The organism is Roseibium aggregatum IAM 12614 (assembly GCF_000168975.1).
GTDB classification, from domain to species: domain Bacteria; phylum Pseudomonadota; class Alphaproteobacteria; order Rhizobiales; family Stappiaceae; genus Roseibium; species Roseibium aggregatum.
The window spans coordinates 379,066-400,000 of the sequence record NZ_AAUW01000002.1 but is presented as its reverse complement, the minus strand read 5'-3'; the positions used below and the strand labels follow the sequence as shown (position 1 = coordinate 400,000).

At 58.6% G+C, this 20,935-nt stretch carries 15 protein-coding genes, 1 tRNA gene, 2 rRNA genes and 1 pseudogene (1 of these 19 cut by a window edge); 14 read left to right on the top strand and 5 right to left on the bottom strand.

The window, feature by feature from the left end; all coding sequences use genetic code 11:
• From SIAM614_RS04285 to SIAM614_RS04275, 3 genes are all read left to right on the top strand, one after another.
• A 23S ribosomal RNA gene (locus SIAM614_RS04285) occupies positions 1 to 1,400 on the top strand (it extends 1,323 nt beyond the left edge of the window).
• A gap of 291 nt (positions 1,401 to 1,691) precedes the next feature.
• Positions 1,692 to 1,806, top strand: a 5S ribosomal RNA gene (rrf, locus tag SIAM614_RS04280).
• Positions 1,807 to 2,124: 318 nt separating this feature from the next.
• A tRNA-Met gene (locus SIAM614_RS04275) sits at positions 2,125 to 2,201 on the top strand.
• Positions 2,202 to 2,584: 383 nt separating this feature from the next.
• Here the strand turns inward: SIAM614_RS04275 and SIAM614_RS32865 are convergent.
• Positions 2,585 to 2,704: pseudogene (locus SIAM614_RS32865) on the bottom strand (aminotransferase class III-fold pyridoxal phosphate-dependent enzyme); the annotation flags it as partial.
• Positions 2,705 to 3,177: 473 nt separating this feature from the next.
• On the opposite strand from SIAM614_RS32865, the gene SIAM614_RS04270 reads away from it, so the two are divergent.
• Positions 3,178 to 4,269: an acyltransferase family protein gene (locus tag SIAM614_RS04270; RefSeq protein ID WP_006932369.1), complete on the top strand. Its 1,092-nt coding sequence runs from the start codon at positions 3,178 to 3,180 to the stop codon at positions 4,267 to 4,269.
• A gap of 99 nt (positions 4,270 to 4,368) precedes the next feature.
• Here the strand turns inward: SIAM614_RS04270 and SIAM614_RS04265 are convergent, their stop codons facing one another.
• The 4 genes from SIAM614_RS04265 to SIAM614_RS04250 are packed head-to-tail and all read right to left on the bottom strand — an operon-like array spanning position 4,369 to position 7,880.
• Positions 4,369 to 5,565, bottom strand: a complete 1,197-nt coding sequence (locus SIAM614_RS04265; protein WP_006932368.1) for a DegT/DnrJ/EryC1/StrS family aminotransferase — start codon at positions 5,563 to 5,565, stop codon at positions 4,369 to 4,371.
• 10 nt (positions 5,566 to 5,575) lie between these two features.
• Positions 5,576 to 6,265, bottom strand: coding sequence for a PIG-L deacetylase family protein (locus SIAM614_RS04260; protein WP_006932367.1), 690 nt, complete (start codon positions 6,263 to 6,265; stop codon positions 5,576 to 5,578).
• The gene (locus SIAM614_RS04255; RefSeq protein ID WP_006932366.1) at positions 6,262 to 7,182 is read right to left on the bottom strand and encodes a methionyl-tRNA formyltransferase; all 921 of its coding nucleotides are present in this window, start codon (positions 7,180 to 7,182) and stop codon (positions 6,262 to 6,264) included. The genes SIAM614_RS04260 and SIAM614_RS04255 overlap by 4 nt, the downstream gene beginning before the upstream one ends.
• Positions 7,179 to 7,880 (bottom strand): sugar transferase, encoded by a 702-nt coding sequence (locus SIAM614_RS04250; protein WP_208983888.1) that lies wholly within the window; start codon positions 7,878 to 7,880, stop codon positions 7,179 to 7,181. The genes SIAM614_RS04255 and SIAM614_RS04250 overlap by 4 nt, the downstream gene beginning before the upstream one ends.
• A gap of 966 nt (positions 7,881 to 8,846) precedes the next feature.
• Here SIAM614_RS04250 and SIAM614_RS04245 point away from each other — a divergent pair.
• The 10 genes from SIAM614_RS04245 to SIAM614_RS04200 all read left to right on the top strand — a co-directional run bounded on the left by SIAM614_RS04245 (position 8,847) and on the right by SIAM614_RS04200 (position 20,935).
• Positions 8,847 to 10,874: a polysaccharide biosynthesis protein gene (locus SIAM614_RS04245; protein ID WP_157139668.1), complete on the top strand. Its 2,028-nt coding sequence runs from the start codon at positions 8,847 to 8,849 to the stop codon at positions 10,872 to 10,874.
• A complete protein-coding gene (locus SIAM614_RS04240) occupies positions 10,874 to 12,166 on the top strand; it encodes a glycosyltransferase family 4 protein (RefSeq protein WP_006932362.1) in 1,293 nt (430 codons plus the stop codon). The genes SIAM614_RS04245 and SIAM614_RS04240 overlap by 1 nt, the downstream gene beginning before the upstream one ends.
• Positions 12,163 to 12,591, top strand: a complete 429-nt coding sequence (locus SIAM614_RS04235; protein ID WP_006932361.1) for a GtrA family protein — start codon at positions 12,163 to 12,165, stop codon at positions 12,589 to 12,591. The genes SIAM614_RS04240 and SIAM614_RS04235 overlap by 4 nt, the downstream gene beginning before the upstream one ends.
• Positions 12,588 to 14,240 (top strand): ArnT family glycosyltransferase, encoded by a 1,653-nt coding sequence (locus tag SIAM614_RS04230; protein ID WP_006932360.1) that lies wholly within the window; start codon positions 12,588 to 12,590, stop codon positions 14,238 to 14,240. The genes SIAM614_RS04235 and SIAM614_RS04230 overlap by 4 nt, the downstream gene beginning before the upstream one ends.
• A gap of 111 nt (positions 14,241 to 14,351) precedes the next feature.
• A complete protein-coding gene (gene rfbF, locus SIAM614_RS04225) occupies positions 14,352 to 15,158 on the top strand; it encodes a glucose-1-phosphate cytidylyltransferase (protein WP_006932359.1) in 807 nt (268 codons plus the stop codon).
• Positions 15,159 to 15,168: 10 nt separating this feature from the next.
• Positions 15,169 to 16,305 (top strand): CDP-glucose 4,6-dehydratase, encoded by a 1,137-nt coding sequence (rfbG, locus tag SIAM614_RS04220; protein ID WP_157139667.1) that lies wholly within the window; start codon positions 15,169 to 15,171, stop codon positions 16,303 to 16,305.
• 29 nt (positions 16,306 to 16,334) lie between these two features.
• On the top strand, positions 16,335 to 17,567 hold the full coding sequence (locus SIAM614_RS04215) for a DegT/DnrJ/EryC1/StrS family aminotransferase (RefSeq protein ID WP_006932356.1): 1,233 nt from the start codon (positions 16,335 to 16,337) through the stop codon (positions 17,565 to 17,567).
• 165 nt (positions 17,568 to 17,732) lie between these two features.
• Positions 17,733 to 18,977, top strand: coding sequence for a class I SAM-dependent methyltransferase (locus SIAM614_RS04210; protein WP_006932355.1), 1,245 nt, complete (start codon positions 17,733 to 17,735; stop codon positions 18,975 to 18,977).
• Between the two features lie 9 nt (positions 18,978 to 18,986).
• Positions 18,987 to 19,949: an NAD-dependent epimerase/dehydratase family protein gene (locus SIAM614_RS04205; protein WP_006932354.1), complete on the top strand. Its 963-nt coding sequence runs from the start codon at positions 18,987 to 18,989 to the stop codon at positions 19,947 to 19,949.
• A complete protein-coding gene (locus SIAM614_RS04200) occupies positions 19,946 to 20,935 on the top strand; it encodes a glycosyltransferase family 2 protein (RefSeq protein ID WP_006932353.1) in 990 nt (329 codons plus the stop codon). The genes SIAM614_RS04205 and SIAM614_RS04200 overlap by 4 nt, the downstream gene beginning before the upstream one ends.

Here is a 20,935-nt window from a genome sequence, read left to right as displayed (position 1 = left end):
GCGAGGCCGAAAGGCGTAGTCGATGGGAATGCAGTTAATATTCTGCAGCTTGGTGGTAGTGACGGATGCCGTGTGTTGTATCTCCTTATTGGATTGGGGGTGCAGCGAAGGTGTTCCAGGAAATAGCTCCACCGTATAAACCGTACCCGAAACCGACACAGGTGGACTGGTAGAGAATACCAAGGCGCTTGAGAGAACTATGCTGAAGGAACTCGGCAAAATGCTCCCGTAAGTTCGCGAGAAGGGAGACCTCACGATGGGCAACCGTTGTGGGGTGGCACAGACCAGGGGGTGGCGACTGTTTATCAAAAACACAGGGCTCTGCGAAGCCGTAAGGCGACGTATAGGGTCTGACGCCTGCCCGGTGCTGGAAGGTTAAGAGGAGGTGTGCAAGCACCGAATTGAAGCCCCAGTAAACGGCGGCCGTAACTATAACGGTCCTAAGGTAGCGAAATTCCTTGTCGGGTAAGTTCCGACCTGCACGAATGGCGTAACGACTTCCCCGCTGTCTCCAGCATAGACTCAGTGAAATTGAATTCCCCGTGAAGATGCGGGGTTCCTGCGGTCAGACGGAAAGACCCCGTGCACCTTTACTACAGCTTCACACTGGTATTCGTCACGACATGTGTAGGATAGGTGGTAGACGTTGAAGCAGGAGCGCCAGCTCTTGTGGAGTCACCCTTGAAATACCACCCTTGTCGTCATGGATATCTAACCGCGGTACAACAATATCCGGGACCGTGTGTGGCGGGTAGTTTGACTGGGGCGGTCGCCTCCCAAATGGTAACGGAGGCGCGCGAAGGTGGGCTCAGAGCGGTCGGAAATCGCTCGTTGAGTGCAATGGCATAAGCCTGCCTGACTGCGAGACTGACAAGTCGAGCAGAGTCGAAAGACGGCCATAGTGATCCGGTGGTCCCTCGTGGAAGGGCCATCGCTCAACGGATAAAAGGTACGCCGGGGATAACAGGCTGATGATGCCCAAGAGTCCATATCGACGGCATTGTTTGGCACCTCGATGTCGACTCATCACATCCTGGGGCTGGAGCAGGTCCCAAGGGTTTGGCTGTTCGCCAATTAAAGTGGTACGTGAGTTGGGTTCAGAACGTCGCGAGACAGTTCGGTCCCTATCTGCCGTGGGTGTAGGAGAATTGAGAGGATCTGTCCCTAGTACGAGAGGACCGGGATGGACGTACCTCTGGTGGACCTGTTGTGGCGCCAGCCGCATTGCAGGGTAGCTATGTACGGAAGGGATAACCGCTGAAAGCATCTAAGCGGGAAACCCACCTCAAAACCAGTTCTCCCTGAAGAGCCGTGGAAGACCACCACGTCGATAGGAAGCGTGTGGAAGTGCGGCAACGCATGAAGCTTAGCTTTACTAATAGCTCGTTCGGCTTGATCCTCTCATTAGTCAATGTTCATCTTTTGGATGCGCCCCTGGCGCATCAAAAAGATCATCTTAAGTGCGCTATCGCCCTTTGGGCTGCTTGAGCGCGTTTGAGATAATGGTTTTGTTCTCACGGACGTACCGGTCCTTTGGACCTGTCCTGCGAACCACGCGGCCTGACCGGCCGACGGCCACTTGGCCTTGCCTTCGCTGCGCTCGGAGCTCTTGTTCCTTGCAAAGCAGAAGGAAAACCAGATCAAAATCAAATAAATATATAGACCAGTTCACGCAAATTGCGCTTCGCCGGCCTGGTGGCCCTAGCGGGGAGCCCCCACCCGATCCCATCCCGAACTCGGCCGTGAAACTCCCCAGCGCCAATGGTACTGCATCTTAAGGTGTGGGAGAGTAGGTCGCCGCCAGGCCTGCTAATCGCAATTTGAAACCTCTTCAATTTGTCTGTCGCTCACGCGCGTAACGCCCTTCGGGCTGCGCTCCGCGGGGCGGCCTGCCAAATACAAAGTCTGGCCGGCGGCCACTTGGCCTTGCCTCCGCTGCGCTCCGGAACTTCTTGTCCCCTAACAGCGCAGCACTCAAGGCAACACGAAACACGCTGCCGCAGCCTTGATGCAGCAGCCCAGTTTGCCCCCAGGACCAAAGCGCCGAGGACAAACAAAACTAAAATCTCCGGGCTTACTCAAGCCCATCCGGGATACCTCGGTACCCCGAAAACAACCGAATAACGCGGGATGGAGCAGCCCGGTAGCTCGTCAGGCTCATAACCTGAAGGTCGCAGGTTCAAATCCTGCTCCCGCAACCAACAAATAACCCGGCCTCGCGCCGGGTTTTTTGTTGGTAACGGATACAGATTTTAAACTGACCAGGGGCCCGCAAGGAGGGCTATGCCCGACGCAGAAGGGCAGAAAACTCTCAAATCCTGCTCCCGCAACCAAACAAAAAAGCCGTCCGTAAGGGCGGCTTTTTTGTTTGGTAACGGACACAGGCCAGACCCTCACAGGCACCCTTCAAGCTCAGCGAAAGCTCGCCGCAGAAGCCCAGAAACAAAACCAAAGCATCAGCAAAAAAAACAAAAGCCCCATCCCCCAAGCGGGGGCCGTTCGCGTTCGTGACCCCAGCTTATAAAAAACAGAAGCCCCGCCGAACAAACAGCGGGGCTTTTGTCGTTCCAGCGGGGCCGGAAACCTACGCCGTCTCCGACAGAACACGGCCCAAAGTCGAAACCATCTCGTCCACCATATCTTCCTCAACGATCAAAGGCGGCGAAAGCGCCAGAATATCGCCGGTAACGCGAACTAGAAAACCGGCAGTGCTTTGCGATCTCCCGGTAATTCGATGGTGCAGGTGGGCATCACCAACTTGCTGACTTTTCAAATTCCGGCCTCGTCTCGAGAGGGCCGACCTATTCGACGGAAAGCCTGACAAGACCCTGTGGCTTCAAGCAGAAATCCAAGAATCCGATTAGAAAGCGCTATGAACGTTACGAAAGGCGAGATTGCGCGTGAGTTAATGGAATTTATCGGCAAGCAAATCAAAATTGACATCGCTATCGTTTGAGATACTATTTCCGAAATACTAATTTTAAATTGAACAATAACGTTCGCAATCGCACGGTCTTTGATATCGAACGGACAGCTGCGAGCGCATAAGCCGATCAGGCTCAAGATAAGACTTCTGACTGAATTTTTTGATGTCGGCGACGTAAGTCGTTCCGTCCGCAATCTGACTGACGATAACTGTTTATCCCCTTTGTTTTTGCAAATTGAATATGGTCCGCTATGAATTCCACTTCGCAGCAAAGTTCACAATTCAACTATTCCGTACACGGTCTGCGCGGCGTTGCGTCGATCATGGTTCTGATTGCCCATATTCTTGGCGGTACGGCTGAACATATTTACAGCGACAGGCCAGGATACGTTGATGGGATCGTGCCGTTCCACAATTTCGGAACATTTGGCGTGATGCTGTTTTTCGCAATCAGCGGGTTCGTCATCCTGCCGAGTGTGATGAGATATTCTCCAAGAGAGTTTGCCTTGAGGCGCCTGCTGAGGCTCTATCCACTCTTTCTGGTGACGACGTTGTTCTTTGCCGCTCTCAATGGCGTGACAAACAGATATCCGGAGCTGAACAACGTCGAGTCAGTGCTGTTTTCCCTGACTTTCCTGGACTTGTTCACGACGACAAAGCAGGTTGCCCCGAACGCCTGGAGCCTGACCTATGAAGTGATGTTCTATACGTTGTCCTGCATGACGTATTTTTTCCTGACACGGAAAATGAACGTTTTCTGGAAGATTGCTTCCCTAGCGATACCGATCCTGTTTACCTATCACTATCCGAAAGCCCTGTTCTTTCTGTCCGGGGCCGCCGTCTTCTGGATGTACAAGAGCGAAATCACGAACGGACTGAAATATTCCAAGACACTTGAAGCAATTGCCTTTGTTGTCTGGGTGTATCTGGCTGCTACTTGGGATTTCAAGTTTCGGACCTACGAGTTTTTCGAAGCCTATCCGACCGTCATTCCGGGCCCCGCTCTGCTGATCCTCTCCACCGCGACCTATTTCTTCTTTGCTGCGTCGAGAGATAGCCTGACCGGAAAATTGCTGAACAACAGGGTGATGTTCTATTTCGGAACGATTAGCTACAGCTTCTATCTCGTTCATCCATATATATATTTTGCGACCAGATACCTGTTCTCTTCCATGGGTTTGTTTGGCGAGAATATATTCATGTCCTTGCTGCTGTTCGGGGCGACCGTATTCCTGCTGACGACTCTGTTTTCGCATTTTTCCTATCTGATATTCGAGCGAATGCCCTACCAGATCTATTTCGGCCAGAAAATCTACCGGAACAGGCGGATTCAAAACGCTTGAGAGAGGGGGCATGTGCCTTCGATGACCGGTCGGGGGGGGCCCATTTGTGGCATCAGGAGCTGACAGGATCTTCCCGGCAGGAAGCGGTTTAGGTGTGCCTCATACGGTGACCGCGGCGGGTGATCTGGGCGACGCCGCAAGCGACCGGTCTGCGATCGAGGCGACCCTTTCGGCCAGTTCAACAATTCTCTCGTGGTCCCAGGTGGTATCGACGAGGAAAGCAAGGCTTGTTTCGCCCAGTTGTCTGGCCACGGGAAGCGGTTCGGTGGGTTCGAGCCCACGATCGCGAAAGATTGCCTCACGGTAGACTTCGGAACAGCTGCCGGAAAACGCGGGCAACCCGGCTTCGGAAATTTCGGCAAGGATCCGGTCGCGCGACCAGCCATCGGCCATCGCCGCAGGACGCACGAATGCGTAAAAGCGATAATAGGCATGGGTGAGGGACGGAGGTGGAACGGGAACCCGTAACGCACTCGACCCGCTGAGGATCTCGGCAAGCGTCATAGCATTGCGCGTCCGGTAGGCGCGCATTTCAGCGAGCCGCGACAACTGTATGCGCCCGATTGCTGCCGACGGTCCCGTCATGCGCAGGTTGGTGCCCGGGCCTGAATCATGCAGCCACCGGAAGCCGGGCTGGCGGGACTTTTCGAACACTGTGGCGTAGCCCTTGCCGTGGTCCTTGAAGCTCCAGGCTTGGGACCAGAGGTCTGGGTTGTCGGTGAGAAGCATACCCCCTTCGCCGCCGGTCGAGATTATCTTGTCCTGGCAGAAGGAATAGGACCCGAAATCACCCATCGTTCCCACATGTCGCTGACCGATCATCGCGCCATGCGCCTGGGCGCAATCCTCAATCACCCACAAATTGTTGGCGCCGGCGAGGTCCAGGATACCATCCATGTCGCAGGGCCAGCCTGCCAGATGCACAGGCAGGATGCCGACCGTTCGCGGGGTGATGAGGGGAGCAATCGTCTGCGGTGTGATGTTCTGGCTGTCCGGATCGATGTCGGCGAACACCGGAACGCCGCCGGCCAGGAGCACGCAGCTTGCAGACGCAACGAAGCTGCGCGGGGTCACGATCACTTCGTCGCCCGGCTGAATATCGAGGACCCGCAGCGCCGTGTCCAGCGTTACCGAGCCATTGGCCATCGCGATCGCGTGTGCAGCGCCCGTGTAGTCGCAATATTCGGCCTCGAAGGCAAAGACGTCCGGGCCGGTCCAGGCATTCACCTTGCCGGACCTAAGGACGCCGGCGACGGCGTCGATTTCTTCATCGGTGTAGACTGGCCAACTGCCCATGTCCCTCTCCTCAGGCTACGCAACGCACGAGGACGAACCCCTCGGCGGCAGAACGGTGAACGGTCGCCCCGCGCAAGGTGGCCAGTGCCCGCAGGGCCTCCACCGACCTTTCATGGGGAGCCTCCCGAACCTGACTCGCGAAAAGCTGGAAAGCCTCAAGCTTGCGCTCAAGCGTTGATGAAATGTCCACGAAGACATTCGGAACGAATGCCGGCGTCAGATACGGCGCATTCCAGTTGGTTTCCGACAGCGTTTCATAAGCGGCGATGACCGATGGATGCCGCGCCTGGTGAGGCCGGCTGGCAACCAAGGTGGACAGAAAGCAGAGCTGATGGTCGAGATGGATGTCGCCCGGATGCGGAGCAAGGACCAGGGTCGGGTCGAGATCTCGCACGAGCGTCCCCAGTCCATTGTTCAGTTCGGCATGAGGATGCTCGGCCAGTTCAGCCGCTGGAAAATCAAGCCAGTGGGTCTGTGCAATGCCCAGATGCGCATGCGCAGCAGCGGCTTCTTCACGAACCTTGTTGATCTGCTCGTCAGAAAACCGGGGTGCGCGGCCCCGCGTGACGACTGCGACATGCACCGCTCTGCCCTGATCCGCAAGACGTGCGATGGTGCCTCCGGCACCCAGCACCTCGTCATCGGGATGGGGCGCGATCACAAGCGCCGGGCCGTTGCCGTTGAAGATTGGAGAATTCATGATACTGCCCGACTGCTGAGTTTGGAATGAAGACCGGGGCACCGGTCGGGACCGGTCCAGTCGAGAATTTCAAGACACTGCCCGTCGCCGCATGCGACGGTGAAAACAGATCCGTCAACCGCCTGGACCTGGCCTGGAAGGCCGATGTAACGGCCTTTGTGAGGGCAGTGCCTTGCACGGAGCACGGTCAGCGTGTCGCCGTTGGACGTTTGCGTGAAAGCTCCGGGATAGGGAGGGCCGACGGCCCGGATGAGCCTGTGGATCTCGGCTGCGGGGCGGGTCCAGTCGATAAGGCCGTCTTCCGGACGCCGCCGCGCACATATGCTGACGCCATCCTCGGATTGCGGTTCCGACGGAATGTCTCCGGACCGGATCCTGGTCAACAGCGGCGGAAGCATCTGCGATACCGCGCTCCGGACGCGGTCATAGAGCTCGCGGGCCGTGATTGTTTCCGGGTCTATTTCATAGCGCATCTGCGCTGCGATTGCACCGTCGTCCACGCCTTCGCCTAGCCAGAACAGGGTCGCGCCGGCCTCGGATTCGCCCTGCAGGATCGTCCAGGGAATAACACCCCGGCCGCGCAGTCGCGGCAGGGCAGAGGGATGGAACCCTATACAGCCGAGCCGGGGTATCGCGCGAAAGTCCGGTCCGCAGATCTGGGACCAGCCGATGACAAGTATCAAATCGGGGGCGACTTCCCGAAGAACGTTGAGCGTCTCCTCGGAGCCGGATCGTGCGGTGTGGTGGACCGGCACGCCGTGCTTTTCAGCTGTCGGCGCAAGATCGGCAAAATCGGAGTGCCGGCCGGACAGTTCCGGTGGCAGCGTCACCACGAGGGAGGGAATGTGACCTGCGGCGCAAATTGCGGCAAGAGCTTCAAGAGACCCTTCAACCGCACCCACAAAGACGATCTTCATGCGGAAACCCGGTTGTTTTCTATCCCGTTGTCGAGATCTCGCCAGGAGCTTGCGGCTTCCAGCCGGCTTGCGTTACGGTGCTCACCGAATAGGGCGACCCCAACCGTTTCAAAGAGGATCTGGAAATCAAGCGCCGCGGACCGATGGGCAATATACCAAAGGTCCAGCCGCAATTTCTCCTCGTTGCTCAGCGTCGTGTTGCCGCTTACCTGCGCCCAACCGGTCAGCCCCGGCCGCACGGATCCACGCCGCAATCCGTCCTGACCGAATTGCGCAACTGTCTCGGGCTTCAACGGGCGCGGTCCGACCAAGGCCATGTCACCGCGAATGATTGACAAGAGCTGCGGAAATTCATCGAGCCGCATGCGTCTCAGCCAAATTCCAGCCGTGGAAACGCGTCTGTCGTCGGGAAGCAAATTCCCGCTGGCGTCGCGTGCATCGCTCATGGTGCGCAGCTTGACGAGATAGAACACTGAGCCGCCTTTACCAGCACGTATTTGCCGAAAAAGAACCGGCTGACCAAGCGTAAGAAACGTGGCGAAAGCAGCGAGCATGAACAACGGTAAAGCAACGATAAGCGCGCAAAGGCACAAAAAAACTTCAATAAACCTGTTCATCGGAATCCTTGGCTCCTGAAATTTAAAAAAAACACAGAGAAAATTCTGAAGGCCAATAAAACCAGAATATAAAGAAAACAACGATCTCCTTAGAAGCATCGGTCCCGTATTATTGGCGCGCCTCGCGAGAATTTACAAGTGAAACTCACGTATGCGTTCGAACAATGGGGCTGCCACCTGTATGTGCCCTCGAGGAACCCTTTGAGAATCTGCCGGTTTAAAGGTGTCGGGGGCATGGAGTTCACCTGTTTCAAAGCCGATAAAAAATTTAACGGCATGGTTGCAGTGGGGACTCGAAACGATCGGGCGGGGAGTTGCCTGTCCATGCCGGTTTCATCCAGCCCACTCCGGCAGCTCCGTAATCCGGGCGGCAAAGGGTGGCTTGATGAGCCGATCCGGTTGCCACGATTCCCTGGTGTGCTCGTCATAAACAAGGCTTGTCGATTGTGGGGATGACGTATTTTGCACTGTCAAAATGCGGTATGCGGAACTCGCTGATTTTTATTGTTTTTTCTGTGTTTTCTCCCGTGTCAGGGGTGCCGCGATGGGCGCTGGATGAAACGATTAAAAAAATTTGTGGAAAAAAACTATTTATTAACCTTGCGGTATGTGCTACATCATGGTTTGAAATTGCAAGACTAAATTTGACATGAAATCCTGTGACGTTAGCGCTTGTTTCATGTTCTGAAGATTATATTTTTTAAACCGGATCATCATTTTAAGTGATCTACGTCCAGCAAATGGGCAATCTTCGGAAAAATTGAAAATATTTGTCGTTACTACATTCGAAAAGTGGAAATCTGATTTTATATTTTCCATTTTGTAAATAAGCCGCCGTCGCAGCAAAGCAAAACCAAGAATAATCAGTTCGTTAGAAAAAAACGGACAACGAGGCGTCGTGAATTTTCACGCCTCCAGTGCTTAGTGGAGCTGTTGCTTATGGCTGATTTTTATTCTTCTGAGACTTTGTCGAAGATCAGGATAAAGGCTTCGAGTCACTCTTTCCTGCCGACCTTGCCGGGGGTTCATCGGTGGTGGCAGCAGCTGGTGACCGAGTTGAAAGCTAACCGGAGACTTGTTCTCGGTGACGTCGTTTCCATAACGCTCTCGGCCGCACTTGCGGTGCTTCTGACCGTGACCGGATCAGCGCAAAAGCAGTTGTTGCCTGCCATATTGCCCTTCGCGGCGTTGGCGTGTGTCTGCGGCCTCGTGATCTTTCCTTTGGCCGGGTTCTATCGTCGCGATACGCGATCCACCTCGTTGAGAGACATCGTTGTTCTGCTCAAGGGCGCCCTGCTCGCAAGTGTATCGATTGCAATTCTGTCGCGGCTGAATCAGGTAACTTCCTCCGTTCCTATTCCTGTTGTGGTCGTTCAGTTCTATCTCGCGGTGCCCGCGCTCGGTGCATTGCGGGTGATCGCCAGGGGCCGTGAACTGACCCGGCAAAGCCGCCAGCTCAAAGAGGGAAACACGAAGATTCCGGTTCTTCTGGTGGGAACCGGCGCGAGTTGCGACCTCTTCCTGCGTTCATTGCGCAATACCGGCTCTCGCTACCAGCCGGTCGGGATCATCGACGATGCCCGCAACGCTCAGGGGCTCTACTTCCACGACGTCCAGATCATCGGTTCGCTGCGCGATCCTGAAAATGTCCTCGAACGGCTGTCACAGTGGAATGTTCTGCCGCAGCGGCTGCTTCTGACGGAGCCGATAACTCATTTCGACAGTGAGGGCATCCAGAAACTGACCGTCTGGGCCAGCGGGCACGGGGTGACCGTCTCGCGGCTGAACGGGCTGGAAGATCTCGGCGCGCAAGACCTTGGCGATGGCCAGAACATGAGAACCGTCGATCCGGATGACATTCTGGATCGCCCGCAAAAGGCAGTCGAACGGTCGTTGCTGTTCGAAGTGTTCAGGGGGCGGCGGATCCTGGTGACCGGTGCCGGAGGGTCTATCGGCAGCGAGCTGACGCGGCAGATTGCGTCCTTCAATCCAGCAGAGATCGTGATCATCGATAACTGCGAGTTCAACGCCTATTCGATCGACATGGATCTGTCGCAGCATTTCCCCAATGTACCGCGGCGGATGTATGTGGCCTCGATTGTCGATGCGGACCGCGTCAACTCGATCTTCAGACAGCACCGACCGGAGCTGGTGTTCAACGCGGCTGCCCTGAAGCATGTGCCGATCGTCGAGCTCAACCCGTGCGAGGGCGTTCTGACAAACGTCGTCGGATCGCGCAATGTTGCCGATGCCGCCCGGGAAGTCGGGGCTCTCGCAATGGTGCAGATCTCGACCGACAAGGCCGTCAACACGACCAACGTCATGGGGGCGACAAAACGGGTCGCGGAATTCTATGTCCAGGCGCAGGACCGCATCACTAACGAGACGGAAGAACGCACGAGGTTCTTCTCGGTCCGGTTCGGCAATGTCCTGGGGTCGTCAGGATCGCTGATCCCCCTGTTCCAGCGCCAGATCACGAACGGCGGGCCGATCACGATCACCGATCCCAAGATGGAACGGTACTTCATGACGATCCGCGAAGCGGTTCAGTTGACACTGGTTTCTGCCGCGAGCGGCCTGAAGTTCGACACCAGCCAGGGGGAAATCTTCGTCCTGGACATGGGCAGCCCGGTCAAGATCGTCGATCTTGCCGAGCGCATGATCCGGCTTGCCGGACTGACGCCTCACAAGGACATCAAGATCAATTTCATCGGCATGCGTCCCGGCGAGAAGCTGTTCGAGGAATTGTTCGACAAATCCGAAAGCCGGGCCGATTGCGGCATACCGGGTGTCAGCGCCGCTCGTCCGGAGGGCGTTCCGATAGCACGGCTACGGGCGATGATCCTGAAGCTGGAGCTTGCGGCGCGGCGTCAGAACGGGCCTCTGGTCAATCAGTTGCTCCGGGATCTGGTGCCCGGCTATGGCACCAAGAGTTCCTATACGGTGGAAACGGCCAAAGCCGCGGCCGGCAGTATTGCCCGTGTCGGTGCGATGGACCTGCCCATGAAACTGCCGGTCCCGGCGAGCGCCGTTCTTCGGCCCGCCAGCGCACCTGAAGTGCTGAGTGCGGGCTAATGAGCGCTTCCGTCAACCATATGCGCAACGCCGTCAGTGTGTCTGCGACGTCAGGCAAGGGGGGCAATTCCGGCCGCCGCAGGCGAGCCGTGATTGTCGGCAGCCTCGGGTATTCGCTGGTCAATTTCCGGCTGGACCTGATGCGGCGCTTCCAGGCAAACGGCTATCAGGTCATCGCTCTCGCTGCCGAGATCGACGCCGAGACCGCAAGAATTCTGGACGAGAACGGGATCGCCCATCGCGAAATTCCCATGAACCGCACGGGGACGAACCCCTTCAGCGATCTCGTCAGTCTTTGGGCGCTGATGCGCGCACTTCGCGAGGAAAAGCCCGAACTCGTCCTGGCATACACCATGAAGCCGATCGTCTATGCCTGCCTTGCAGCGCAACTGGTCGGCATCCGGTCCCGCTACGCCCTGTTCACCGGGCTCGGCTATGCCTTTATGGAAGACAAGCCGGTTGGCCGCCGGCGCTACGTGCGCGCTGCCTCCGTCTGGCTGCACCGGATCGCACTGCGCAGGCTGACCGCGGCTTTCTGCTACAACCGTGCGGATCGCCGGGACATCCGGACCTTCCGGCTGATACCGGACCGGGTGCCGCTGCACGATATTCCAGGTTCAGGCGTGGACACGGCACGCTTCTCGGCAACGCCCGTTCCGCAAGGGCCTATACGCTTCCTTTTCGTCGGCCGGCTGCTTCGCTCCAAGGGGCTTGCTCTTCTTGCAGAAGCCGCAAAACGCCTCAAATCCGAAGGCCATGAATTCGAGCTGGACATTCTGGGCCCAACCGACAGCAATCCCGATGCGATCGAGCCGGAGCAGCTCAAGGCGTGGCAGGATGAAGGTGTGTTGAGATATCGCGGAGCGACAAACGATGTCGTGCCGTTCCTGCACGCAAGCAGTGTGCTGGTCCTTCCGACGTCGCTACGCGAAGGCATTCCGCGGTCGATCCTGGAGGCCATGTCTTGCGGGCGCGCCGTCATTACCACCGATGCCCCGGGCTGTGGAGAGACGATAGAACACGGTGTTTCCGGTTTCGTCGTCCCGCGCGACGATGTTGAGGCTCTGGCCGGGGCGATGAAAAGCTTCATCGAAAAGCCAGACCGGGCAGCCGTCATGGGCGCTGCCGCCCGTGACCTCGTCTGCAGCAGGAACGACATTCACCAGGTAAATGCCAGGCTGATGCAGCTCATGGGCATCGAGGCCGTACGTTATGCTTCCGGCGTACGTAAACCGGATCCGGTTGCGGATGCGGAAGTGGCCCGCCAGGTCTCGGAGGTTGCCCTCTCATGACCCTGTCAGTCGCATCGACCCGCACGGTATTGACCGACCTGATGACGTCCCGGGTCGTGCGTTTTGTTGGCGCCGGCATAATCAACACGGCTTTTGGATACGGGGTCTTTGCAATCCTCGTGCTGGCGGGTGTGCACCCGCAAGTCGCTCTTGTGGCGCAGTTCGGTCTCGGGGTCATCTGGAACTACTCCATCCATGCCCGGTTTGTTTTCGGTGTCAGCGGCTTTGGCAGGCTCCCACTCTATGGGCTTGCCTATGTGGTCGCATATGCATTCAACGCCCTGCTGCTTGCAGTCCTGACCGGAGCCGGGGTGCCTGCGCTTGGCGCGCAGCTCCTGTCGCTGCCGCCCGTCGTGGCTCTCTCCTACGTTCTTGTTGCCCGTGCGCTTGGCGCGCGGGAAAGCGGAAAGGGCTTACAGCGATGAGTGTCCTGCAGTCCAACGAGTTGACCGTCGCACTGGACGAGGTTTCGCATGCCGGACACCTCCAGAAATGGCTGCGGCTTGCTGTCAGTGCGGCATCCGTTGCTGGCGTCGCGCTGTTGCTGGGTGCCCTCTACGGCAGGCTGATGGCCTTTGGCGTGCGGCGCGACGAGATGATGTTCGTTCCGCCCGCGCAGTATCTGCCGGACTGGGAGCTCTACAGAGACGCCTTCTTCAACCATGTGCCGAATGTCGCCTGGTTCTTCCACTTCATGCATATCGCGTTCAGCGATCAGGGATTGCTCGGCTCGGCAAGAACAGGCGTCTTTCTTCTCTGGGTGCTGCTGATCCTTGCGATTGTCTGGACCACGCTCCGCATCTCGCGGTCCTGGCTGCTGGCGATCTTCTCGGCCGTGGCCATTGTCGCGGCGGATCCGTTGCTCGGCCAGGCCGGGATGGCTGCGACCAACAACCTGCTGCCGCTGCCCTTTGCGGTTCTGGGGATCGGTCTGTTTCTGGCCGAGACCATGGAACAGCGGCCGCGATCCAGCCTGATTTTCGTTGCCGGGCTGTGCCTTTCGCTCGCCGCGGGCAGCAAGATCAGCGCGGTGGTTTTCATTCCCCCGGTCGCGCTTGCCGCTTTCCTGCTGCCGGCCCGTGTTTCCTTGCGCACACGGCTGATCGGAACCGTGCTTCCGCTCGCTGCCGGCGGACTGGTCGGAGCCTTGCCGGTCTTCTGGTATCTGCTGGACGACCCGCAGTTGTTTCTTGCGCATGTGCTGTCATTTCATACCGGCCCGCACATTGATTACTGGATAGCGAATGCGGCCGGCGAACCCGGCCTGGCGATGGGGCTGGGCGGCAAGTTGCAGCTTGCGTATGAAGCCTGGCTGGCGGGAGGTCCTCTGATCCTCGCAACTGTGCTGGTCTACCTCTTCTGGGTGGCGCTTCGCGCTCAGCACAAAGGTGAGGCCCAGGGCGGCGACTGCCGTGGTCAGATTGGTGTCGTCCTTGCGGTTATCGCACTTGCGGCCGCGCTCAGCTTCGTGCCGACACCGGGTTTCCCGCAGTATTACATTCAGCCGCTCGTCTGCCTGCCGATCCTCGGGGCGTTGCTCTATCGGCGGATCGGGACACAAGACCGTCAGCAAGTGGTGCCGGTTCTTTGCGCCAGCATGCTTGTCATGCTCGTCATCACGCTTCCGCGGCTCCTGCCCGGGCTGGCAAGCCTTGCTGCCCCGGACAAGTTTACCTCCGCACGCATGGTTCGCGGCGGTCAGGAATTGCAGCAGGCCCTTGCCTCTCACAATGTGCCCGAAGGACCGGTGGCGACCTTCATGCCTCTTTACCCGATGGAGGCCGGTCTCGAAGTCTATCCGGAATTTGTGTCCGGTCAGTTCGCCTACCGGACCGCACCATATACGGACGCCGAGCTTGCCGCATTTTATCGCATGGCCGGCGCCGACGACCTGGAAGACCTGTTCGGCAAAGTGCCTCCGGCGGCCATCCTGGTGGGCTACGAGCCCGACCTGGAAGCGCCGATGGTCGAGTATGCGCAGGCAAACAACTACCTGGAAGTTCCGGTTACCGAATTGAGCAACCGTTACGGCCAAGGCCGACTTTTTGTTCGAACCAGAGGAGGCCAGGACTGAGCTGCCGGTCTGCGGCTCTGGATCAAGTGTCAGCGCGATCATTTCAGTCGGACTGACTTCGTTTCAAACCAAGATTTTGTTTTCAGTGTTTAGACAATCAGGGAGAAGAAAATGCAAACTGTACTTCTTGCCGGTGGGTTGGGTTCGCGGTTGGCTGAAGAGACAGTCACCATTCCCAAACCGATGGTCGAGGTTGGCGGTAGGCCGATCATTGCCCGCGTCATGGATATTTACAGCCATTTCGGCCACCGCGACTTTGTCGTTGCGGCTGGTTACAAGGCGTTGCTGATCAAGCAGTTTTTCGCCAACTACCACCTGATCGCCAACAATATTTCCGTGTCCGTGGACACAGGAAAGCTGCGTCTCGTGCCGTCGGAGCCAGGCGGCTGGAACGTGTGCGTTGTCGACACGGGCTCCCACACGATGACCAGCGGCCGCATTCGCAGGCTGCGCGACTGGCTCAACAACGAAACCTTCATGTGTACTTACTCGGACGGTCTGGGCAATATCGACATCAATGCCCTCTTGGACTTCCACAAGTCGCACGGAAAACTTGCCACCGTCACGGCCGTTCAGCCACCTGCGCGCTTCGGCAACATCGAGCTCAAGGGCGACCGGGTGTTTGCGTTTACCGAAAAGGTGCGCAAGCGCGACACCTGGATCAACGGTGGCTACTTCGTCTTCGAACCTGGCGTCCTGGACTACATGGTCGACGATGCCGAGCCGCTGGAGCAGTCGCCTCTGACCCAGATGGCCAAGGACGGCGAGCTGATGGCTTATCGTCACGACGGTTTCTGGCATCCGATGGATACCGTCCGTGACCGGGATACGCTCAATTCGCTGTGCGATGAGCTGCCGCCGCCGTGGCTGCGTTTCAACCAGGAGATGCCTGCCGACATGCCGGCGCTCGCGATCTGAGATGTCGACCATGTCCGGGTTTATCGATCCTCATATCGGCCGTGCCTTCGCTGGCCGCCGGGTCTTGATCACGGGACACACCGGGTTCAAGGGCGGCTGGCTGTCGGCCTGGCTGCTGCATCTTGGAGCCGATGTCGTCGGCCTGTCCCTGCCTCCCAACGAGGGGCCGGGGGTCTTCAGATCCTGCGGTCTCGACGGAAGGATGGACAGCCGGATTGCGGACATCCGGGATCCGGCAGCGGTGCAGAAGGCCCTGCAGGGCGTCGATGCGGAGATCGTTTTCCATCTGGCCGCCCAGCCCCTGGTGCGCCATTCCTACCGGTTCCCGGCGGAAACCTTCGCGACCAACGTGTCGGGAACGGCCAACGTCCTGGATGCGGTTCGCCAGATGCCGTCGCTGCGCGCGGTCGTCGTGATCACGTCCGACAAGTGTTACGACAACCGCGAATGGACCTGGGGCTATCGCGAGATCGATCCGCTGGGGGGGCATGATCCCTACAGCGCGTCGAAGGGATGTACCGAACTTGTCGCGCAGGCCTACCGCCACGCCTTCTTCGCAGATAGCGAGGGACCGCAACTGGCCACGGCCAGGGCTGGCAACGTCATCGGCGGCGGCGACTGGGGGCAGGAACGCCTGGTGCCGGACATCGTGCGGGCCGCCTCGAGCGGTGTGCCGCTCGAGATCCGCAGCCCCGAGGCGGTGCGCCCCTGGCAGCACGTTCTGGAGCCGCTCTCGGGCTATCTCCAGCTTGCCGCCCGGCTTGTCGAGGACGGCGCCGAGTTTGCGGGTGCCTGGAACTTCGGTCCTGACATTGAAAGCACGGTCAATGTGCGCGAGCTGATGCAGATGATGCGGACAGCCTGGGGCCAGGGTGCTCCGGAGGTCCGTTTTCCCGAGCAGCAGCCGGGACGGACCGCGGCTTTGCACGAAGCCGGTATCTTGCGCCTCGACAGCACCAAGGCTCGCACCCGCCTCGGATGGCGGCCGCAGCTCAGGCTGGCCGAGGCAATCGGGATGACCGTCGACTGGTACAAGGCCCACGCCCTTGGCGAAGACATGAATGAGTGCAGCGAACAGCAGATTGCAGGTTACAGCGCCCTGATGGCTGGCAGCAGCCTCGCGCGCTATGCGATGGTCGCTGAATAGACATCGCGAGATTACCGGAGAATTGGCACATGCGAGTTAATTACGGTCAGACGGTACACGGACAGGAAGAAATCGACGCCGTGGTCGAAGTGCTCAAGACCTCGACCCAGATGGGGCCGCGTGTTCGTGACATGCAGCAGAAGGTCGCCGAGCTTTTCAGCAAGAACTTCGGGATCATGGTCAACTCGGGGTCTTCGGCCAACTATCTGGCCGTCGAGATCCTGGACCTTCCGCAAGGCAGCGAGGTCATCACGCCCGCGCTGACATTTGCCACCACGGTTGCCCCGCTCGTCCGCCAGGGCCTCGTGCCCGCGTTCGTCGACGCTGCCGAGGGAACCTACAACATCGACGAGACGGCCATTGAACGCATGATCACGCCCGCAACCTCTGCGGTGATGATCCCCTCGCTGATCGGCAACCTGCCGAACTGGAAGCGCATTCGCGAGATCGCAGATGCGCATGGCCTCAAGGTCATCGAGGACAGCGCCGATACGCTGGGCGCGACGATTTCCGGCGAAAGCACCGGGATCTACTCGGATGTCTCGACGACGAGTTTCTACGGTTCGCACGTCATCAACGGGGCAGGCAACGGCGGCATGCTGTGTGTCAACACGCCGGAGCTGGCGCGCAAGGCGCTGTTGCTGCGTTCCTGGGGCCGCAGTTCGTCGCTCTTCGTTGAATCGGAGGCAATCGAAAACCGGTTCAATGTCCGGCTCGATGACATCGAATATGACGCGAAGTTCGTTTTTGAAGCGCTCGGCTACAATCTGGAGCCTTCGGAAATCAGCGCGGCGTTCGGGCTCGTACAGCTCGGCAAGTTGCAGCACAATATCGCGGTGCGCGAACGGCATTTCGAAGCGCACAAGCGGTTCTTCGCCGACTATGAGGACTGGTTCGTTCTGCCGCGCCAGCTTGAAGGCGCCAGGACGGGATGGCTGGCATTTCCGCTGACAATCCGCGCCGATGCGCCGTTTACCAGGCGTGAGCTGCAGATCTATCTCGAAAAGGCCGACATCCAGACCCGCCCGGTCTTCACCGGCAATATCCTGCGCCAGCCGGCAATGAAAGACGTCGACTGCCGGGTCGATCCGTCAGGCTATCCGATCGCCGACGCGGTGATGCGTGGCGGCATCCTTCTGGCCTGCCACCACGGCCTCGACGACGATCAGGTTGAATACATGCACGCGCGTGTCGCCGATTTCCTGAGCCGGTTTTCTGCCGGTTTCAGTGCCATGGCAGCAGGCAACGAGAGGGTCGGATGATGTCGAACCTGCCGTTTCCATCAGGTGAGACCCGCCAGGTCTTGCGGGAACACATTTCCGAAGGGGCGGCATCGACAGCTTGAATCGGCGCGGAATTTCCCGTGCGGAATTGGCAGTGAACAAGAACCTAGACAGTCCAAGTCATTTTAAGAGCGATTGAAAACAATGAATAAGTTCGAGTTAGACAAGTCCATCCGCCGTACCTGCAGAACCTGCGGTTCCGAGGATCTTTTGCTGTTCCTGCCGATGGGTACCCATCCGCCGGCCAACATGTTTGCCAGCGAGGCTGATCGCGGTAAGCCGCAGGTCGCCTTTCCGCTGAACACGCAAGCCTGCCTTGATTGCGGTCTGATCCAGGTTGCCGATCAGGTGCCGGCGGACTTTTTCACCAACTACCTCTACGTGCCATCGGGTGCCGCGACGATGCATTCCCATTTCGCGGAGCTGGCGAAGGTTGCCGTGGACAAGGCGGACGGCGGGTTGATCGTCGACATCGGCTGCAACGACGGGCTCATGCTGTCCCACGCGAACAAGCTCGGCGGCAAGACGCTTGGTGTGGACCCTGCGGCAAACCTTGCGACCATCGCGCAAGAGCGCGGCGTCAGGGTGCACACGGCGTTCTTCAACCCAGAGACGGCCGCGGCCTTGCGAGAGTCCGAAGGACCGGCGGCGGTCATCACGACCTCCAACACCTTCAACCATATCGACGACTTGCACGGCTTCACCGAAGGTGTGCTGACGCTTCTGGACGATCATGGCGTCTTCATCATCGAAGTGCCGTGGGGCAAGGAGATCCTTGAGACCAATGAATTCGACAATGTCTATCACGAGCATCTGTCGGAACTGAGCCTGCTTTCCATCGTGCGCCTGGGCGAAAGCGTCGGTCTGGATGTGGTGGATGTCACCAAGCTTCCGGTCCACGGCGGCTCGATGCGCGTCTTCATGCAGCCAGCTGCCTTGAAGGTGAAGCGCGCTGCAATCGTCGATGAGATGCTTGAAGAAGAACGCCAGGCCGGCATGACGCAGGCTGCGACCTACGAGGAGTTCGCCGACCGCGTTCATCAGATTCGCAAGGATCTCACCGATTTGCTGGCGGAGCTGAAGGCAGAGGGCAAGACGATTGCCGGCTACGGCGCCCCCGCTAAAGGCAATACGCTGCTCAACTTTTTCGGCATCGGCACGGAGACACTCGATTTTCTGGTCGACAGGAATCCGCTGAAACAGGGGCTCTACTCTCCGGGTAAGCACATTCCGGTTCTGGGACCGGAAGCCGTGGCCGAGAAGCAGCCTGATTACCTGCTGGTTCTTGCCTGGAATTTCCTGGACGAGATCCGCCAGCAGATGGCCGATTTCGAGGCAAAGGGCGGCAAGTTCATCGTGCCGCTTCCGGCGCCGAAGATTGTACCCTGAGGCAGGCTTATGGCGCGCGTTCTCATAACCGGAGCATCCGGCTTCATCGGATCGAACCTGGCCCGAGCCTGTTTGCAGCGAGGCGACGAGGTTAGCGTCGTCGTGCGGCCTCGCTCGTCCGTGGCCCGGCTCGCCGGTATCGGATCGCGCATCGGCCTCTACAGGCTTGATCTCACCGATGCCCGGGCTCTCGGCAACTGCCTGACAAAAACCAGGCCGGAGATCGTTTTCCATGCGGGCGCGCGCACCCGTTTCGAAAACCGGCCGGACTTGCAGGATCTTGCAGGCAGCGTCGAGGAGAATGTCACGCCGCTGGTCGCACTCCTGTCGGCTCTGGCCACTTGCGATTGCCCGCCCCGGAGTTTCGTCAGGACGGGAACGATTGCCGAATACGGGGACTGTGCGACGCCCTATACGGAAACAGCGCGCGAAAGACCTGCTGGGTCATACGCCGCCTCTCTTCTGGCCGGGACGCACTATCTGGAAATGGCGCAACCGCGTTTGCCATTCTTAGCCGTCACCGCGCGGCTGGCTTTGACGTATGGACCGGGGCAGTCGGAGAGTTTCCTGATCCCGCGCGCCATTTCTCAATTGCTGACCGGACAGAAAGTGAGTGTCCGCAGCCCCCTGGATCGCCGTGATCTGATCCATGTCGATGACGTGACCAGGGCGCTTATGATGCTGGGCGACACCCCCGAAGATGCGGGGCCGGTGGTCAATGTGGGGACGGGACATACCCCGACGGTCGCCGAGGTCATGCAGACCCTGATCAAGCTGACCGGTGCCGGCGCTGGTCTCGTGAATTTCGGCGATCAAACCGGCGATCCGGTCGAATTGATCGTCTCTGCCGAACGCATCCGCGACCGCCTTGGCTGGTCGCCCGAAATCCAGCTTCAAGATGGCCTCGAAAGGACCGTGAAATGGGCACGAGAGAACATCATTCCAGAGTTCGCAGCGGAGATGCAGGCATGATTCTCGTTTCTGTCCTGATCCCGACGCTGAATGAAGAGGACAACGTTCGCAACACCTACAAGCGTGTCATGGACGTGTTCGACCAGCTTCCCGACTATGAGCCTGAGCTCATTTTCACGGACAACCATTCCAGTGACCGGACTTTCGGCATTCTCACGGAAATCGCCGCCAAGGATCCGCGGGTTCGCGTGATACGGTTTTCGCGCAATGTCGGATATCAGTCGTCGGTGCTGACCGCCTACAGGGCCGCTGAAGGCGCCTGCGCCATACAGCTTGATTGCGACCTCCAGGACCCGCCCGAACTGATCCCGCAGATGCTGGATACCTGGCGCAAGGGCTATCATGTCGTCTACGGAATCCGGAGGAGCCTGCCGGATGGTCCTGTTGTCGCGTGGCTGCGCAGAGCTTTCTATACGCTGATCGACGCGATCAGTCAGGACGACCTTCCCCGGAACGCGGGTGAGTTCCGACTGACCGACCGGCGCATTCTCGATGAGCTGCGCCGCGTGGAAGACCGCTCGCCCTATGTCCGCGGGCTGATCAGCGGCATGGGCTTCAACCAGATCGGTTTTGAGTATGACCGTAACGCCCGCGTCTCCGGTGAATCCAAGTTTCCGCTCCGGGCCATGATCGCTCTGGCGGTGGATGGCCTGATCAACCATTCGCTTCTGCCGTTGCGGCTGGCTTCGTTGATCAGCCTCGTGGGCGGACTGTGCGCCTTCCTGCTGCTTTCGGGTTACATCATCGGCAAGCTTGTCTTTGGTCAGGACTGGCCGGCCGGGTTTGCGACGACCACGACGCTGATCCTGCTGTCGATGACTTTGAACGCGATGTTCCTCGGCATTCTGGGCGAATATATCGGCCGGATATTCCTGCAGTCGAAAAACCTGAACCGGCCACTCGTTGAAATCGAATTGAACGGCAGCAGACAGGACAACGATACCGTCCCGGACCGTCGCCGTACCCTGGTGGAGGCGGCAGAATAG

Coding starts and splice junctions, on each gene's coding strand:
- rfbF (WP_006932359.1), top strand. CDS start 14,352: ATGCAAACTGTACTTCTTGCCGGTGGGTTGGGTTCGCGGTTGGCTGAA.
- SIAM614_RS04230 (WP_006932360.1), top strand. CDS start 12,588: ATGAGTGTCCTGCAGTCCAACGAGTTGACCGTCGCACTGGACGAGGTT.
- SIAM614_RS04215 (WP_006932356.1), top strand. CDS start 16,335: ATGCGAGTTAATTACGGTCAGACGGTACACGGACAGGAAGAAATCGAC.
- SIAM614_RS04270 (WP_006932369.1), top strand. CDS start 3,178: ATGAATTCCACTTCGCAGCAAAGTTCACAATTCAACTATTCCGTACAC.
- SIAM614_RS04200 (WP_006932353.1), top strand. CDS start 19,946: ATGATTCTCGTTTCTGTCCTGATCCCGACGCTGAATGAAGAGGACAAC.
- SIAM614_RS04265 (WP_006932368.1), bottom strand. CDS start 5,565: ATGGGCAGTTGGCCAGTCTACACCGATGAAGAAATCGACGCCGTCGCC.
- SIAM614_RS04210 (WP_006932355.1), top strand. CDS start 17,733: ATGAATAAGTTCGAGTTAGACAAGTCCATCCGCCGTACCTGCAGAACC.
- SIAM614_RS04240 (WP_006932362.1), top strand. CDS start 10,874: ATGAGCGCTTCCGTCAACCATATGCGCAACGCCGTCAGTGTGTCTGCG.
- rfbG (WP_157139667.1), top strand. CDS start 15,169: ATGTCCGGGTTTATCGATCCTCATATCGGCCGTGCCTTCGCTGGCCGC.
- SIAM614_RS04260 (WP_006932367.1), bottom strand. CDS start 6,265: ATGAATTCTCCAATCTTCAACGGCAACGGCCCGGCGCTTGTGATCGCG.
- SIAM614_RS04255 (WP_006932366.1), bottom strand. CDS start 7,182: ATGAAGATCGTCTTTGTGGGTGCGGTTGAAGGGTCTCTTGAAGCTCTT.
- SIAM614_RS04235 (WP_006932361.1), top strand. CDS start 12,163: ATGACCCTGTCAGTCGCATCGACCCGCACGGTATTGACCGACCTGATG.
- SIAM614_RS04205 (WP_006932354.1), top strand. CDS start 18,987: ATGGCGCGCGTTCTCATAACCGGAGCATCCGGCTTCATCGGATCGAAC.